The sequence below is a fragment of the Streptomyces sp. NPDC028314 genome, assembly GCF_055565795.1.
On sequence record NZ_JBVHTP010000013.1, the window covers coordinates 86,121 to 99,630 of the forward strand.

The 13,510-nt window shown below is 72.9% G+C and carries 10 protein-coding genes; 3 read left to right on the forward strand and 7 right to left on the reverse strand.

What is annotated here, in order from left to right; all coding sequences use genetic code 11:
* Nucleotides 1-2 precede the first annotated feature (2 nt).
* Complete coding sequence (locus ACZ4TG_RS27690) at nucleotides 3-863, reverse strand: bifunctional methylenetetrahydrofolate dehydrogenase/methenyltetrahydrofolate cyclohydrolase (protein WP_468167476.1); 861 nt, start codon at nucleotides 861-863, stop codon at nucleotides 3-5.
* A 268-nt stretch (nucleotides 864-1,131) separates the two neighbouring features.
* On the opposite strand from ACZ4TG_RS27690, the gene ACZ4TG_RS27695 reads away from it, so the two are divergent.
* A complete protein-coding gene (locus ACZ4TG_RS27695; protein WP_468167478.1) occupies nucleotides 1,132-1,872 on the forward strand; it encodes an RDD family protein in 741 nt (246 codons plus the stop codon).
* A gap of 75 nt (nucleotides 1,873-1,947) precedes the next feature.
* Here ACZ4TG_RS27695 and purH read toward each other — a convergent pair whose 3' ends face one another.
* Complete coding sequence (gene purH, locus ACZ4TG_RS27700; RefSeq protein WP_468167480.1) at nucleotides 1,948-3,537, reverse strand: bifunctional phosphoribosylaminoimidazolecarboxamide formyltransferase/IMP cyclohydrolase; 1,590 nt, start codon at nucleotides 3,535-3,537, stop codon at nucleotides 1,948-1,950.
* Nucleotides 3,534-4,157, reverse strand: coding sequence for a phosphoribosylglycinamide formyltransferase (gene purN / locus ACZ4TG_RS27705; RefSeq protein WP_468167482.1), 624 nt, complete (start codon nucleotides 4,155-4,157; stop codon nucleotides 3,534-3,536). The genes purH and purN overlap by 4 nt, the downstream gene beginning before the upstream one ends.
* Nucleotides 4,158-4,391: 234 nt before the next feature.
* Between purN and ACZ4TG_RS27710 the strand changes: the two genes are divergently transcribed.
* Entirely contained in the window at nucleotides 4,392-5,051 is a 660-nt protein-coding gene (locus ACZ4TG_RS27710) for a hypothetical protein (RefSeq protein ID WP_468167484.1), read from the forward strand.
* A gap of 1,017 nt (nucleotides 5,052-6,068) precedes the next feature.
* On the opposite strand, the gene ACZ4TG_RS27715 is transcribed toward ACZ4TG_RS27710, so the two are convergent.
* Nucleotides 6,069-7,724: a cell division protein PerM gene (locus ACZ4TG_RS27715; protein WP_468167486.1), complete on the reverse strand. Its 1,656-nt coding sequence runs from the start codon at nucleotides 7,722-7,724 to the stop codon at nucleotides 6,069-6,071.
* Between the two features lie 120 nt (nucleotides 7,725-7,844).
* On the opposite strand from ACZ4TG_RS27715, the gene ACZ4TG_RS27720 reads away from it, so the two are divergent.
* On the forward strand, nucleotides 7,845-9,383 hold the full coding sequence (locus ACZ4TG_RS27720; protein WP_468167488.1) for a helix-turn-helix domain-containing protein: 1,539 nt from the start codon (nucleotides 7,845-7,847) through the stop codon (nucleotides 9,381-9,383).
* 80 nt (nucleotides 9,384-9,463) lie between these two features.
* On the opposite strand, the gene sucD is transcribed toward ACZ4TG_RS27720, so the two are convergent.
* The 3 genes from sucD to ACZ4TG_RS27735 all read right to left on the reverse strand — a co-directional run bounded on the left by sucD (nucleotide 9,464) and on the right by ACZ4TG_RS27735 (nucleotide 13,026).
* Nucleotides 9,464-10,354: a succinate--CoA ligase subunit alpha gene (sucD, locus tag ACZ4TG_RS27725; RefSeq protein WP_031145895.1), complete on the reverse strand. Its 891-nt coding sequence runs from the start codon at nucleotides 10,352-10,354 to the stop codon at nucleotides 9,464-9,466.
* 21 nt (nucleotides 10,355-10,375) lie between these two features.
* On the reverse strand, nucleotides 10,376-11,554 hold the full coding sequence (gene sucC / locus ACZ4TG_RS27730) for an ADP-forming succinate--CoA ligase subunit beta (RefSeq protein WP_329099493.1): 1,179 nt from the start codon (nucleotides 11,552-11,554) through the stop codon (nucleotides 10,376-10,378).
* 356 nt (nucleotides 11,555-11,910) lie between these two features.
* On the reverse strand, nucleotides 11,911-13,026 hold the full coding sequence (locus tag ACZ4TG_RS27735; protein WP_468167738.1) for a vWA domain-containing protein: 1,116 nt from the start codon (nucleotides 13,024-13,026) through the stop codon (nucleotides 11,911-11,913).
* Nucleotides 13,027-13,510 lie beyond the last annotated feature (484 nt).

The following is a 13,510-nucleotide window of genomic DNA, read 5'->3' on the forward strand; positions in this document are numbered from 1 at the left end:
GCTCAGCCTGCACTGGTGGTCCGCTCCGCGGCCTCGACGACGTTGACCAGCAGCTGGGCGCGGGTCATCGGCCCGACACCGCCCGGGTTCGGAGAGATCCAGCCGGCCACCTCCGCGACACCGGGGTGCACATCGCCGACGATCTTCCCGCTCTCGTCGCGGCTGACGCCGACGTCGAGGACGGCCGCGCCCGGCTTCACGTCCTCCGGCTTGACCAGGTGCGGGACACCGGCCGCCGCCACCACGATGTCGGCCTGGCGGAGCAGCCCGGACAGGTCGCGCGTACCGGTGTGGCACAGGGTCACGGTCGCGTTCTCGGACTTGCGGGTGAGGAGCAGGCCGATGGAGCGGCCGACGGTGATGCCGCGTCCGAGGACGACGACGTGCGCGCCGTTGATCTCGACGCCGTGGTGGCGCAGCAGCTCGACGATCCCGTACGGAGTGCAGGGCAGCGGGCCCGGCTCGTTCAGGACCAGCCGTCCGAGCGACATGGGGTGCAGGCCGTCGGCGTCCTTGGCCGGGTCCATCAGCTCCAGCACACGGTTGGTGTCGATGCCCTTGGGGAGCGGCAGTTGGACGATGTAGCCGGTGCATTCCGGATTGGCGTTGAGTTCCCGTACGACCGCCTCGATGTCCTCCTGGGAGGCGCTCGCGGGCAGTTCGCGCTGGATCGAGGCGATGCCGACCTCGGCGCAGTCCTTGTGCTTGCCGTTGACGTACCAGCGGCTGCCCGGATCGTCGCCGACCAGCAGGGTGCCGAGGCCGGGGGTGATGCCCCGGGCCTTCAGCGCCGCCACGCGGGCGGTCAGTTCGGACTTGATCGCGGCTGCGGTGGCCTTGCCATCGAGAATCTGGGCAGTCATGCCCCCATCCTCCCGGATGGAGTGGCCCCGGTTCCAGTCAGGCGCCCTCCGCGGCGGACTCCGAGGTGTCCACGGGGTGACACTGTTCATTGCACTTGCACAACAAGTACCCCGGGGTTCGCGCACCGGCTGGACAACGCATGGCCGACCAGACCACGATGACGGGCAATGAGTGCCGCGGGCAGTGCCGGGGGGCGGACCGCAAACAGCAGTGTTTCCTCCGAAAGTGCCGTGCGTCCCCGCACTTCCACGGAGGAACAACCCAAAGATGAGCTTCGGCGACCCGAACAACCCGTACGGACAGCAGCAGCCGCCGCAGGGCCAGCCCGGCCAGCCCGGTTACGGCTACCCGCAGCAGGCCCCCCAGGGCGTCCCGCCGCAGGGTGGCTACGGCTACCCGGCGCAGGGCCAGCCGCCCTACGGCGCGGTGCCCCCGCAGGCCCCCGGCACGCTCCAGGCCAACAACGGCCTCATCAACGTTGCCGGTCTCGGCACCGTCCAGGTCGCCACGATGGGCGCCCGCTTCGGCGCCCGCGTGATCGACATGCTGGTCATCGGTGTCCTGTACTTCATCCTCAGCACGATCGGCCTGGCCGGTGCCTTCGGCGCGTCCAAGAGCATCTCGGACTGCACGGGTCTCGACTACGCGTCCACCGCGTACCAGGACTGCGTCAACGACGCGGGCGAGGCCGCCGGCGGCATCATCGCCGCGTTCTTCGGCGCCCTCCTCATCTTCTTCGTCGCCACCCTGCTCTACGAATGGCTGATGATCGCGTTCGTGGGCGCGACGGTCGGCAAGATGGCCCTGGGCCTGAAGGTCGTCAAGGAGAACACGGGCCAGGTCCCGGGCATCGGCGGCGGCTTCATCCGCTGGATCATTCCGATGGTCGGCTCCTTCATCTGCGGCATCGGCCAGCTCCTGGTGTACCTCTCCCCCTTCTTCGACAACTCGGGCAAGCTCCAGGGCTGGCACGACCGTGCCGCCGGCACCCTCGTCGTCAAGAAGTAAGCGGTACCGCTCGTAAGACGGCGAAGGCCGCGCCCGCAGTGCGGGCGCGGCCTTCGCCGTTTTTCCGGGATCCGCTCAGTGGAAGAAGTGGCGGGTACCGGTGAAGTACATCGTCACGCCCGCGGCCTTGGCGGCCTCTACGACCTGCTCGTCACGGACCGAACCACCCGGCTGGACCACGGCCTTGATGCCCGCGGCGGTCAGGATCTCCAGCCCGTCCGGGAAGGGGAAGAAGGCGTCGGAGGCGGCGTACGAGCCCTGCGCGCGCTCGGCGCCCGCCCGCTCGACGGCGAGCTTCGCGGAGTCGACGCGGTTGACCTGGCCCATGCCGACGCCGACCGAGGCGCCGTCCTTGGCGAGCAGGATCGCGTTGGACTTGACGGCCCGGCAGGCCTTCCACGCGAAGGCGAGCTCGGCGAGCTCCTCGGCGGAGAGGGCGTCGCCGGTGGCCAGGGTCCAGTTCTTCGGGTCGTCGCCCTCGGCCTGGAAGAGATCGCTCTGCTGGAGGAGCGCGCCGCCGGAGATGGGCTTGAGGTCGCCCGGCTGGTGCGGGGTGCCGTCCACCTTCAGCACGCGGATGTTCTTCTTCTTCGCCAGGATCTCGACCGCGCCGTCCTCGTAGCCGGGGGCGGCGATGACCTCGGTGAAGATCTCCGCGACCTGCTCGGCGAGCTCGACGGTCACCGGGCGGTTGACGGCGATGACCCCGCCGAAGGCCGAGAGCGGGTCGCAGGCGTGCGCCTTGCGGTGGGCCGCGGCCACGTCCTGGTCCACGGCGATGCCGCACGGGTTGGCGTGCTTGATGATCGCGACGCAGGGCTCTTCGTGGTCGTAGGCGGCGCGGCGGGCCGCCTCGGTGTCCACGTAGTTGTTGAAGGACATCTCCTTGCCGTGCAGCTGCTCGGCGTTGGCGAGCCCGCCCGGCTGGCCGTCCGTGTAGAGGGCGGCGGCCTGGTGCGGGTTCTCGCCGTAGCGCAGGGTGGACTTGCGCTCCCAGGCGCCGGCCAGGAACTCGGGCAGCACGGCCTCCGGCTCCGGGGCGTAGGCGTTCGTGAACCAGGACGCGACGGCCACGTCGTACGCGGCGGTGTGCTGGAAGGCCTCGGCCGCGAGCCGCTTGCGGGCGGTCAGGTCGAAGCCGCCGCCCTGGGCTGCGGCGATGACGTCGGCGTAGCGCTCGGGGCTGGTGACGACGGCGACCGAGGGGTGGTTCTTGGCGGCCGCGCGGACCATCGAAGGACCGCCGATGTCGATCTGCTCGACGCACTCGTCGGGAGTGGCACCCGACTGGACGGTCGCCAGGAAGGGGTAGAGGTTGACGACCACCAGGTCGAAGGGCTCGACGCCCAGCTCGGCGAGCTGGCTCCGGTGGTCCTCCAGGCGCAGGTCGGCGAGGATGCCGGCGTGCACGCGGGGGTGCAGGGTCTTGACCCGGCCGTCCAGGCACTCGGGGAAGCCGGTGAGCTCCTCGACCTTGGTGACGGGCACACCGGCCGCGGCGATCTTGGAGGCGGTGGAGCCGGTGGAGACGAGGGCGACACCCGCCTCGTGCAGGCCGCGGGCGAGGTCTTCCAGTCCCGTCTTGTCGTAGACGCTGATGAGCGCACGACGGATCGGCCGCTGGGTCGTGGTCGGGTCGTTGCTGCTGCTGTCTGCGGCGGTCACTGGATTGTTACCTTTCGTCCCTCAATGCGGTAGCCGTGCCGGGCCAGGCGCCCCACGACGTCGACGAGCAGATGGCGCTCGACTTCCTTGATGCGCTCATGGAGAGCGGCTTCGTCTTCCCCGTCCCGGATCTCGACGACACCCTGGGCGATGATCGGACCGGTGTCCACGCCGGAGTCCACGAAGTGGACCGTGCAGCCGGTGACCTTCGCGCCGTAGGCGAGGGCGTCGCGCACGCCGTGCGCGCCGGGGAAGGCCGGGAGCAGGGCCGGGTGCGTGTTGATGAACCGACCGCCGAAACGGTCGATGAACCCCTGCCCCACGATCTTCATGAACCCGGCGGAGACCACCAGGTCGGGCTCGTGGGCGGCGGTGGCCTCGGTGAGGGCGGCGTCCCACTCCGCGCGGGTCGCGTACGCCTTGACCGGACACACGAAGGTGGGGATCCCGGCCTTCTCGGCGCGCCTGAGCCCCTCGATGTTGTCGCGGTCGGCCCCCACGGCGACCACGCGGGCACCGAATCCCTCGGCGCCTTCCGGGTGGGCGTCAATGGCGTCGAGCAGGGCCTGGAGGTTGGTGCCGGAGCCTGAGACCAGCACGACCAGGCGGGAGGCGGCCATGAGCGGCCCTTTCTCACGTGAATACGGCGTTCATCTTGTGCGATCGCATGAAACTACGGGGCGCCGATATACGGGGAACCATACGAAGCCACCGACCGCCTGCAACGATACCGGCACACCGGACCGCCCCCGAGGGACGGGGGGACGGGGGGGCGGTAGCGTCTGGCATACAAGCCACATACGACGCGGCGCGACTCCTTTGGCCGCACGACAGCAGGGGAAGTAACGCACTCGATGCCGGACCGCCGTCAGCCCGACTCCTCGACCGACGACAACCCCTTCGCGGCGCCCCCGGAGGGCCGGCCCGACCAGCCGTGGCAGCCGCGGGGCGGTGGCGGCTCCGGTCCGGGTCAGGGCCAGGACCCGGGACCCTCCGGCCCCTCGGGCCCCGACGGCCCGGCCCGCTGGGACCCGACGGACCCGCTCCAGCGGCGCGCGCGGTACGCGCTGCTGGCGGGCATGTGGGGGTTCTTCTTCGGGATCTTCGGGATCCCGTCGATGGGGCTCCTGCTGGGTGCGCTCGCGCTGTACTGGGGCATCAGCGCCCTCCGCGGCCGCCGCCCGGCCGCCGCCCCCGAGCCGTCGAGCCCGTCGCCGGACGCCGCCCCGGCCGCCCCGGCCACCGCGCCGACCGCCGCGCCGACCGCCGCGCCGGCCCAGAACGGCCTGGCGGCCCTCGGCCCCGCGGCCGGCCCCCAGCGCACGGCGGCGGTCAGCGGCATGGTGACGGCGACCCTGGCGCTGCTGCTGGCGCTGAGCTCGTACGCGTTGCAGCTGGCGTACAAGGACTTCTACGTGTGCCGCGACGACGCCCTGACGAAGACGGCGGAACTGCAGTGCAACACGCTGCTGCCGGACAACTTCGTGGGCAAGGTCCTCAAGGTCCAGCGGTAACCCTGGCCGGGTGGTTGACGGGGTTCGGGCTGCCCCGTGCCGGCCGGTTTGCAGCTCGGCTGCCGTTGCCCTGGCCGGGCGGGTGGCGGGGTTCGGGCTGCCCCCTGCCGGGCCGGGGCTGATCTGCTGCTCGGCAGCGTGGTCGCCTCAAGCGCCGGCGGGGCCGGTGCCCTGGCCGGGCGGTTTCCGGGGTTCGGGCTGTCCCGTGCCGGGCCGGGTCGGTTTGCAGCTCGGCTGCCGTTGCCCTGGCCGGGCGGGTGGCGGGGTTCGGGGCGTCCCGTGCCGGGCCGGGCCGGTTTGCAGCTCGGCTACTGCGGGTCGCCTCAAGCGCCGGCGGGGCTGGGGTGGTGGGTCGGTGCCGTGTCCGGGGTGGGGTGTCGTCCGGGGCGGGCATGATTTATGGCGCCTGTTCAGGACCTTGAAGTTCGGGCTTCTGTGCGCCACAAATCACGTTTTAGCCCCGGTCGACACCCCACCCCGGCCCCGTCACCGACCCAGGTGGTCGGGTGTCTTTTCCCCCTCACGGTGGGGGTTGGGCTTCGTGGGCGGGGGCGGTGTCGGGGTGGGGTGTTGTCCGGGGCTAAAACGTGATTTGTTGGCGCCCCGCACCGCCCGGCAAAAGGGACCCGGATCGGGCGCCATAAATCATGCCCGCCCCGGACCACACCCCACCCCGGCGGCGCCACCGGCACCCCGCCCAACCCGCAGCCAAACCCAGCCCCGCCGGCGCTTGAGGCGCCCGGGCGCAGCCCGGGGCCGGAAGCAACGGCGCCGCAGGCGACCAACTCAACCGCCCGGCCAGGGCAAAGGTCCCGGGGGCACCCCGAACCCCACCCCGCCCGGCCAGGGCAACGCCGCTTGCTACGCCCGGCGCCGCCGAGCAAACCCAGCTCCGCCCCGCAGGGGCAGCCTGAGCACCCGTCAACCGCCCGGCCAGGGCACGGGCAGCCTGAGCCCCCGTCAACCGCCCGGCCACGGCACGGGCAGCCTGAGCACCCGTCATCCGCCCGGCCAGGGCTACGGGCGCCGGGACAGGATCCGGGCCCCGGCCACCCCCGGGAGCAGGGGCGGCAGCGGCGGTGCGGCCGGGGCTGGTTCCGGGACCAGGGCCACTGGGGCCGGGTCCGGGACCGCCGGGGCCGGGGCCGGGGGCACCGGGATCGGGGTCACCGGGATCGGGGCCACTGGGGTCGGGGGCACCGGGTCCGGGACTACCGGGGCCGGGGCCACCGAGGCAGGGGCCACCGAGGCAGGGGCCGGGTCCGGGGCAGGGCCCGGGGCCGGGGCCGGGGGCACCGGGGCCGTGGGGGCTCGGTCCGGGAACAGGGGCGGGGTCGCGGAGCGGCGGAGTTCGTGGATCCCCGAGTCGTGCCAGGCGTCGGGGTCCGCCGCCGGAACCCCCCTCATCGGCCGCGTCCGAACCCCCTGCACCGCCACCGCCAACGGCACCCCCAGCCCCAGCGCCCATCCCCCGGCCGCCGCCCCGACCTGCCACCACACGGGCCCGAAGCTCGCCAGTTCCCGCGACCCCAGCGGCCCGGAGGACACCGCCGCGAGCCCGGTCATCGCCAGCCCGCACACCACTGCCCCCAGCGCGGCCGTCAGCGCGGTCTCCCCGTACGACACCTCCCGCGCCCGCCGCACGGCGAACCATCCGACCACCAGCCCCGCGACCACCGGCACGCCGGCCGCCGCCCACGTCAACGGCGTCCCCGGCCCCTCCGGCGGCAGCGCCGCCAGCAGCGGGAACCTCGGCAGCGCCGGCGACCCCCCGAAGCCGAGCGGTGTCGCGGTCGCGCCGGTGCCCAGCTCGAACCCGGGCCCCAGCCCGTAGGCCGCGCCCCACACCATCGCGTTCGGGATCAGCGTCACCGCCAGCAGCAGGACCGCGAACCGCCCCGACCACACCCCGGTCAGCGCCAGGAAGGAGCCCTGGACCTCAGCCCCGTGCCACGCCAGCGAGGCTCCGACGAGCAGGATGCCCCCGCCCAGGAGCACCAGCGCCCCGGCCGCACCGGAGCGCAGCGCCAGCGCGTAGCGGGGGCGTGCGATCGCCCGCCGTACCCCGGTGGCCAGCCGTCCCGGCACCCACTGCGGCGGCACCACCGTCGGCCATCCGCGGGCCTCCCACACTCCGCCCGCGGCGGCCAGTACGGCCACCAGCGGCACGTGCCAGGCGGCGCTGAGCGGATCGGCCGGCATCGGGCCGCCCGCCGCGTAGACCGTGGCGAGCGCCCCGACGCTCAGGTATCCGCAGGTCACGGCGGAGAAGACCACGCTCGGCGGAAGCACCTCCTCCTCGCCCGGGCCGTCCCCCGGTGCGCTGCCGAGCCGCGCGGCGCGCCGCACCAGGAGTACGGGCAGCGCCACCAGCAGCAGCGGGGTCACGCCGACGGGCGCCGGCACCCCGGAGAGGGTGTCGTAGCGGACGAGTTCCGCCCCGTGGGCCAGCAGCCACAGTCCTGCGGCCAGGTGCAGCGCACCGCCGGGACCGCTGTCCGGATAGGGGGAACTGATCCACAGCACGATCACGAGCACGGCCAGGAAGCCGAGCCCCAGTCCGGCGGCCACGGCGCCGCCCAGCACACAGGCGGCGGCGGCCGGTGAGCGGCGCCGCGCGCGGGCCCGCGGGGGCGTGGGCAACGGGGTCCCGCGTTCGGTCACTTGGGTCACCCCGCCATGGTGCCAACGACACGCGCTATGGGCGGGTAACAGGCGAATGTCGGTGGTGTCGCTCAATATACGTTTTATGTACTTTTTCGCGCAGGACTGCCGGGTCGCGGGGAGTGTGGCATGACACCAGGCGTGGAGACGACCTCAGCCACAGGGGAGACCGACCTCCCCTCCCCCAAGGAGCGCCGCAGGCTGCGCGAGGCCGCCGAGCTGACGCACGATGAGGTCGCGGCGGCCGTGGGCGTCACCCCGGGCACCGTGCGGTCCTGGGAGACGGGCCGTACGGATCCACGCGGCCGCAAGCGCGAGACGTACGCCGACCTGCTCAACCGACTCGCAGCCGCGGAATCCGGGGCCGGAGCCGGGGCTGACGCCGTCTCAGCCGAGGACGCGGATGCGGATCCCGCGCCCGACCCCGGTCACGCCCTGCGGATGCCCGGTGTCGTACGGGCGTTCGCGTCCGGCGGGCAAGGACGGGCCGCCGGGCCCCGGACGCGGCCCAAGGCCGCGGCGAAGCGGGCCGCCAAGCCGCCCGCCGCCGTGTCCCGCCACGAGACGAAGACCCCCGTCCGGGCCGGCGGCAGCGGCTACACCCCCCTCGGCCCGGAGACGACCCCCGGCGGAGCCGAACCCCCTCCGGCCGCCGAGGCCGCCGAGACCCCGCAATCCCCCGAGGCCGACACCCGGGCCCGGACCGACGCCGACCCCGACCCCGACGCCGACGCCGACGCCGACCGCGAAACCGACGCCGAATCCGAATCCGATACGCAGCCCCGGGCCGATGCCGAGACCCAGGCCGACGCCGGGGCCGAGGAGCCCGGGGCCGAGGTGGAGGTGCTCACCCCCGTCCGGGCCTTCGACGCCCTGTACACGTACGCCGCCCCCGCGCTCGTCCGCCAGGCGTACCTGCTCACCGGCCGCCGGGCCCTCTCCCTGAGGGCCGTGGAGCGGGCCTTCCAGCACGCCTGGGAGCGCTGGCCCGAGGTCGCCGTCGACCCCGATCCGGTCGGCTGGGTGCGCGCGGCCTCGTACGAGTACGCGCTGTCCCCCTGGCAGCGGTTCCGTCCGGCCCACCGGACCACCGGTACGGCGGACAAGCCCCCGCCCGAGCCCGCCGACCGGATCCTGATGGACGCCATGCTGGCGCTGCCCGCCGTGCACCGCCGTACCGTGCTGCTCTACGACGGCGTCGGCCTCGACCTCCCCGACACCGCCGCCGAGACCGAGGCCAGCACCCCCACCGCCGGCCACCGGCTGCTGCACGCGCACGCCGACCTCGCCGAACGGCTCCCCGAACTGGCCGTCGCGCCGCCCGAGAGACACTCGGCCCTGCTGCGCGAGCGCCTCGGTTCGCTGCGGCCCGCCGTACAGCTGGAGCCGCGCGCCGCAGCGGCCGTACGCGGCGCGGCCGAGCGGCGGGCCCGGCGGTGGACGCGGGCCGCGCTCAGCCTGACGGCGGTGGTCGCGGTGGCGACCGCGTACACGGCGGTGACCGCGCCGACCCGGTACGAACCGCCCATCGCCCCCGGCGCGAACGTCTCCGGCGTGCCCCCGCACAGCGGCCCGCAGGCGCTCACCGAGCGGAGCAAGGAACTCCACGACCAGCTGCGCAACCACCCGGCCGCCCGGCCCGACCGGCTCTCGCCCACGCTGGAGTGACGCGGCGCGGACATGCGCAACGGGCGTGGCCCGCACCCCGGAGGGTGCGGGCCACGCCCGTACACACGTACAGCTGCTGCTTACTGAGCGGCGTTCAGGATCTCGCGCGCCAGCTTGGCGGTCTCGGTCGGCGTCTTGCCGACCTTCACGCCGGCGGCCTCGAGGGCCTCCTTCTTGGCCTGTGCGGTGCCAGAAGAACCGGAGACGATGGCGCCGGCGTGGCCCATGGTCTTGCCCTCGGGGGCGGTGAAGCCCGCGACGTAACCGACGACCGGCTTGGTGACGTTCTTCGCGATGAAGTCCGCCGCACGCTCCTCGGCGTCGCCGCCGATCTCGCCGATCATGACGATCAGGTCGGTGTCGGGGTCCGCCTCGAACGCCGCGAGGGCGTCGATGTGCGTGGTGCCGATGACCGGGTCGCCACCGATGCCGACGGCGGAGGAGAAGCCGATGTCACGGAGCTCGTACATCATCTGGTAGGTCAGCGTGCCGGACTTCGACACGAGACCGATGCGGCCGGGCTTGGTGATGTCGCCCGGGATGATGCCGGCGTTGGACTGGCCGGGGGTGATCAGACCCGGGCAGTTCGGGCCGATGATCCGGGTCTTGTTGCCCTTGGCGGTCGCGTACGCCCAGAAGGCGGCGGAGTCGTGCACCGCGATGCCCTCGGTGATGACGACGGCCAGCGGGATCTCGGCGTCGATGGCCTCGACGACGGCGGCCTTGGCGAAGGCCGGCGGGACGAAGAGGACGGAGACGTTGGCGCCCGTCTTCTCCATCGCCTCGGCGACCGAGCCGAAGACCGGGACCTCGGTGCCGTCGAAGTCGACGGTGGTGCCGGCCTTGCGCGGGTTCACGCCACCGACGATGTTGGTGCCGTCAGCCAGCATCAGCTTGGTGTGCTTCATGCCCGTGGCACCGGTCATGCCCTGGACGATGACCTTGCTGTCCTTGTTGAGGAAGATAGCCATGTGAGTCTGTGACCTCTGCCCTTACTTCGCAGCCGCGAGCTCGGCGGCCTTGTCGGCCGCGCCGTCCATGGTGTCCACGCGCTGGACCAGCGGGTGGTTGGCGTCCGAGAGGATCTTGCGACCCAGCTCGGCGTTGTTGCCGTCGAGGCGGACGACGAGCGGCTTGGTGACCGCCTCGCCCTTGTCCTCGAGCAGCTGCAGCGCCTGGACGATGCCGTTGGCGACCTCGTCACACGCGGTGATGCCACCGAAGACGTTGACGAAGACGGACTTGACGTCCGGGTCGCCGAGGATGATCTCGAGGCCGTTGGCCATGACGGCGGCGGAGGCGCCACCGCCGATGTCGAGGAAGTTGGCGGGCTTGACCCCACCGTGGTTCTCGCCGGCGTACGCGACGACGTCGAGGGTGCTCATGACGAGACCCGCGCCGTTGCCGATGATGCCGACCTCACCGTCGAGCTTGACGTAGTTGAGGTTCTTCGCCTTGGCGGCGGCCTCGAGCGGGTTCGCGGCCGCGTGGTCCACGAACTCCTCGTGGCCCGGCTGGCGGAACTCGGCGTTCTCGTCGAGCGAGACCTTGCCGTCGAGGGCGATGACGTCGCCGGAGGCGACCTTCGCGAGCGGGTTGACCTCGACGAGGAGCGCGTCCTCGGCGATGAAGGTGGCCCACAGGGTCACGAGGACCTCGGCGACCTTCTCCGCGACCTCGGCCGGGAACTGCGCCAGGGCGACGATCTCGCGGGCCTTCTCGATGGTCACGCCCTCGTTGGCGTTCACCGGGACCTTGGCGAGCTTCTCGGGGGTCTCCTCGGCGACCTGCTCGATGTCCATGCCACCCGCGACCGAGGCCATGGCCAGGAAGGTGCGGTTGGTGCGGTCGAGCAGGTAGGAGACGTAGTACTCCTCGAGAATCTCGGGAGCGGTCTCGGCGATCATCACCTTGTGGACCGTGTGGCCCTTGATGTCCATGCCGAGGATGTCCGTCGCCCGGGCGACGGCCTCGTCCGGGGTGGCGGCGAGCTTGACGCCGCCGGCCTTGCCTCGGCCGCCGACCTTCACCTGTGCCTTGACGACCGACTTGCCGCCCAGCCGCTCAGTGGCCTCGCGCGCCGCCTCAGGCGTGTCGATCACTTCACCGGCCAGCACCGGTACACCGTGCTTGGCGAAGAGGTCCCTCGCCTGGTACTCGAACAGGTCCACGCGCGTCCGTCCCTTGTCTTCAAAGATTCGCAGTGATTCGCGGTTTTCTGCTATCTGCGTGGGCGTGCCGCGGAGGGCAACGTGACGGCGCTGTCACAGGGGAGGCGCACACGGTGACCGTGGACGCGGCATGTCCGTCCCGCAGGTTATCCCCGTGGGACGTAGGTCCCTAAATCGCAGATCACACCTGAGCGGTGATACCTGTCACAGATCGCCTCACGGTTGAACTGCGACTTCGTGTGATCTGCCGATTTGCGGACGCGGCGGGCGCGTGGTCGGCGGGTGGTGAGCGGCCGGTGCCCGCGGCGATGGGCGGCGGGTGGGCCGCCAGTGGGCGGGCGCTCGGGCGCGGGGGCTCACGGGACGGGCAGGGGCCGCTTCTCCAGCGCCGCGGCCATCACATCCGGGAACAGATCGGGGGTGCAGGCGAAGGCGGGCGTGCCGAGTGCGGCGAGCGCGGCGGCGTGCTCGCGGTCGTAGGCGGGAGCGCCCTCGTCGGACAGCGCGAGCAGGGTCACGACTTCCACTCCGGCGCCCTTCATCGCGGCGACCCGCCGCAGCATCTCGTTGCGTATGCCGCCCTCGTAAAGATCGCTGATGAGAACGACGACGGTGTCGGCGGGCCGGGTGATCTTGGACTGGCAGTAGGCGAGGGCACGGTTGATGTCGGTGCCGCCGCCGAGCTGGGTGCCGAAGAGGACGTCGACGGGGTCGTCGAGCTGGTCGGTCAGATCGACGACGGCGGTGTCGAAGACGACGAGCCGGGTCGCGATCGAGCGCATCGACGCCAGCACCGCGCCGAAGACGGAGGCGTAGACGACGGAGGCGGCCATCGACCCCGACTGGTCGATGCAGAGGATCACCTCCTTCTTCACCGACCGGGCCGCCCGGCCGTAGCCGACCAGCCGCTCGGGGACCACCGTGCGGTGCTCGGGGAGGTAGTTCTTGAGGTTGGCCCGGATGGTCCGGTCCCAGTCGATGTCCCGGTGGCGGGGGCGGCTGATCCGGGCCGAACGGTCGAGAGCGCCGGTGAGGGTGGCCCGGGTGCGGGTCGCCAGGCGCTTCTCCAGCTCCTCGACCACCTTGCGGACCACGGCCCGAGCCGTCTCCCGGGTCGTCTCGGGCATGGCCTTGTTCAGCGAGAGCAGGGTCCCGACGAGGTGGACGTCCGGCTCCACGGCCTCCAGCATCTCCGGCTCCAGCAGCAGGGCGGACAGCCCGAGCCGCTCGATCGCGTCGCGCTGCATGACCTGGACCACGGAGCTGGGGAAGTACGTCCGGATGTCCCCGAGCCAGCGGGCCACCTGTGGCGCGGACCCGCCGAGGCCCGCGGAGCGCTCCCCCGCCCCCTTCCGGCTCCCGGCGCCGCCGCCGCTGCCGCCGTACAGCGCCCCGAGCGCGGCGTCCATCGCCGCGTCCCGCCCGCTGAGCGCGCACCCGGTGCCCTCCCCCTCCCCGCCGCCGAGCACCATCCGCCACCGCCGCAGGCGCTCCCCTCCAGCGGCCCCGCCGGTGTCGACGCCCCGGGCGGTGCCGCCGGTGTCGGCGCCCAGCGCGGTGCCGGTGGCACCGGCGGTGTCGGCGCCCCCGGTGGTGTCGGTGGTGTCGGTGGTGTCGGTGGCCCGGGCGGTGTCGGTGCCCCCGGTGGGGTCGGCCGCTCCGGCCGCCCCGGTGGCTCCGGCCGCCTCGGTGCCCCCGGTGGTGTCGGTGGTGTCGGTGGCTCCGGCCGCGCTCGGCGCTGCCGCGTTGCCCGTGTCCGCCATGTGTCCGTCCCCCAGCTCTCGTCGTACGACGGCCCGTGCCGCCGGCGTCCTTACTTCCGTGCGTGTCCTGCGGCGCGGAACCCTCCGCCCCGCTGCCCTCACCCCGCCGGGGCCGGATCCGGGGCCTCAGCCGGCGCCGGGGCCTCAGCCGGCGCCGGGGCCTGAGCCGGGGCTGGGGCCTGAGCCGGGGCTG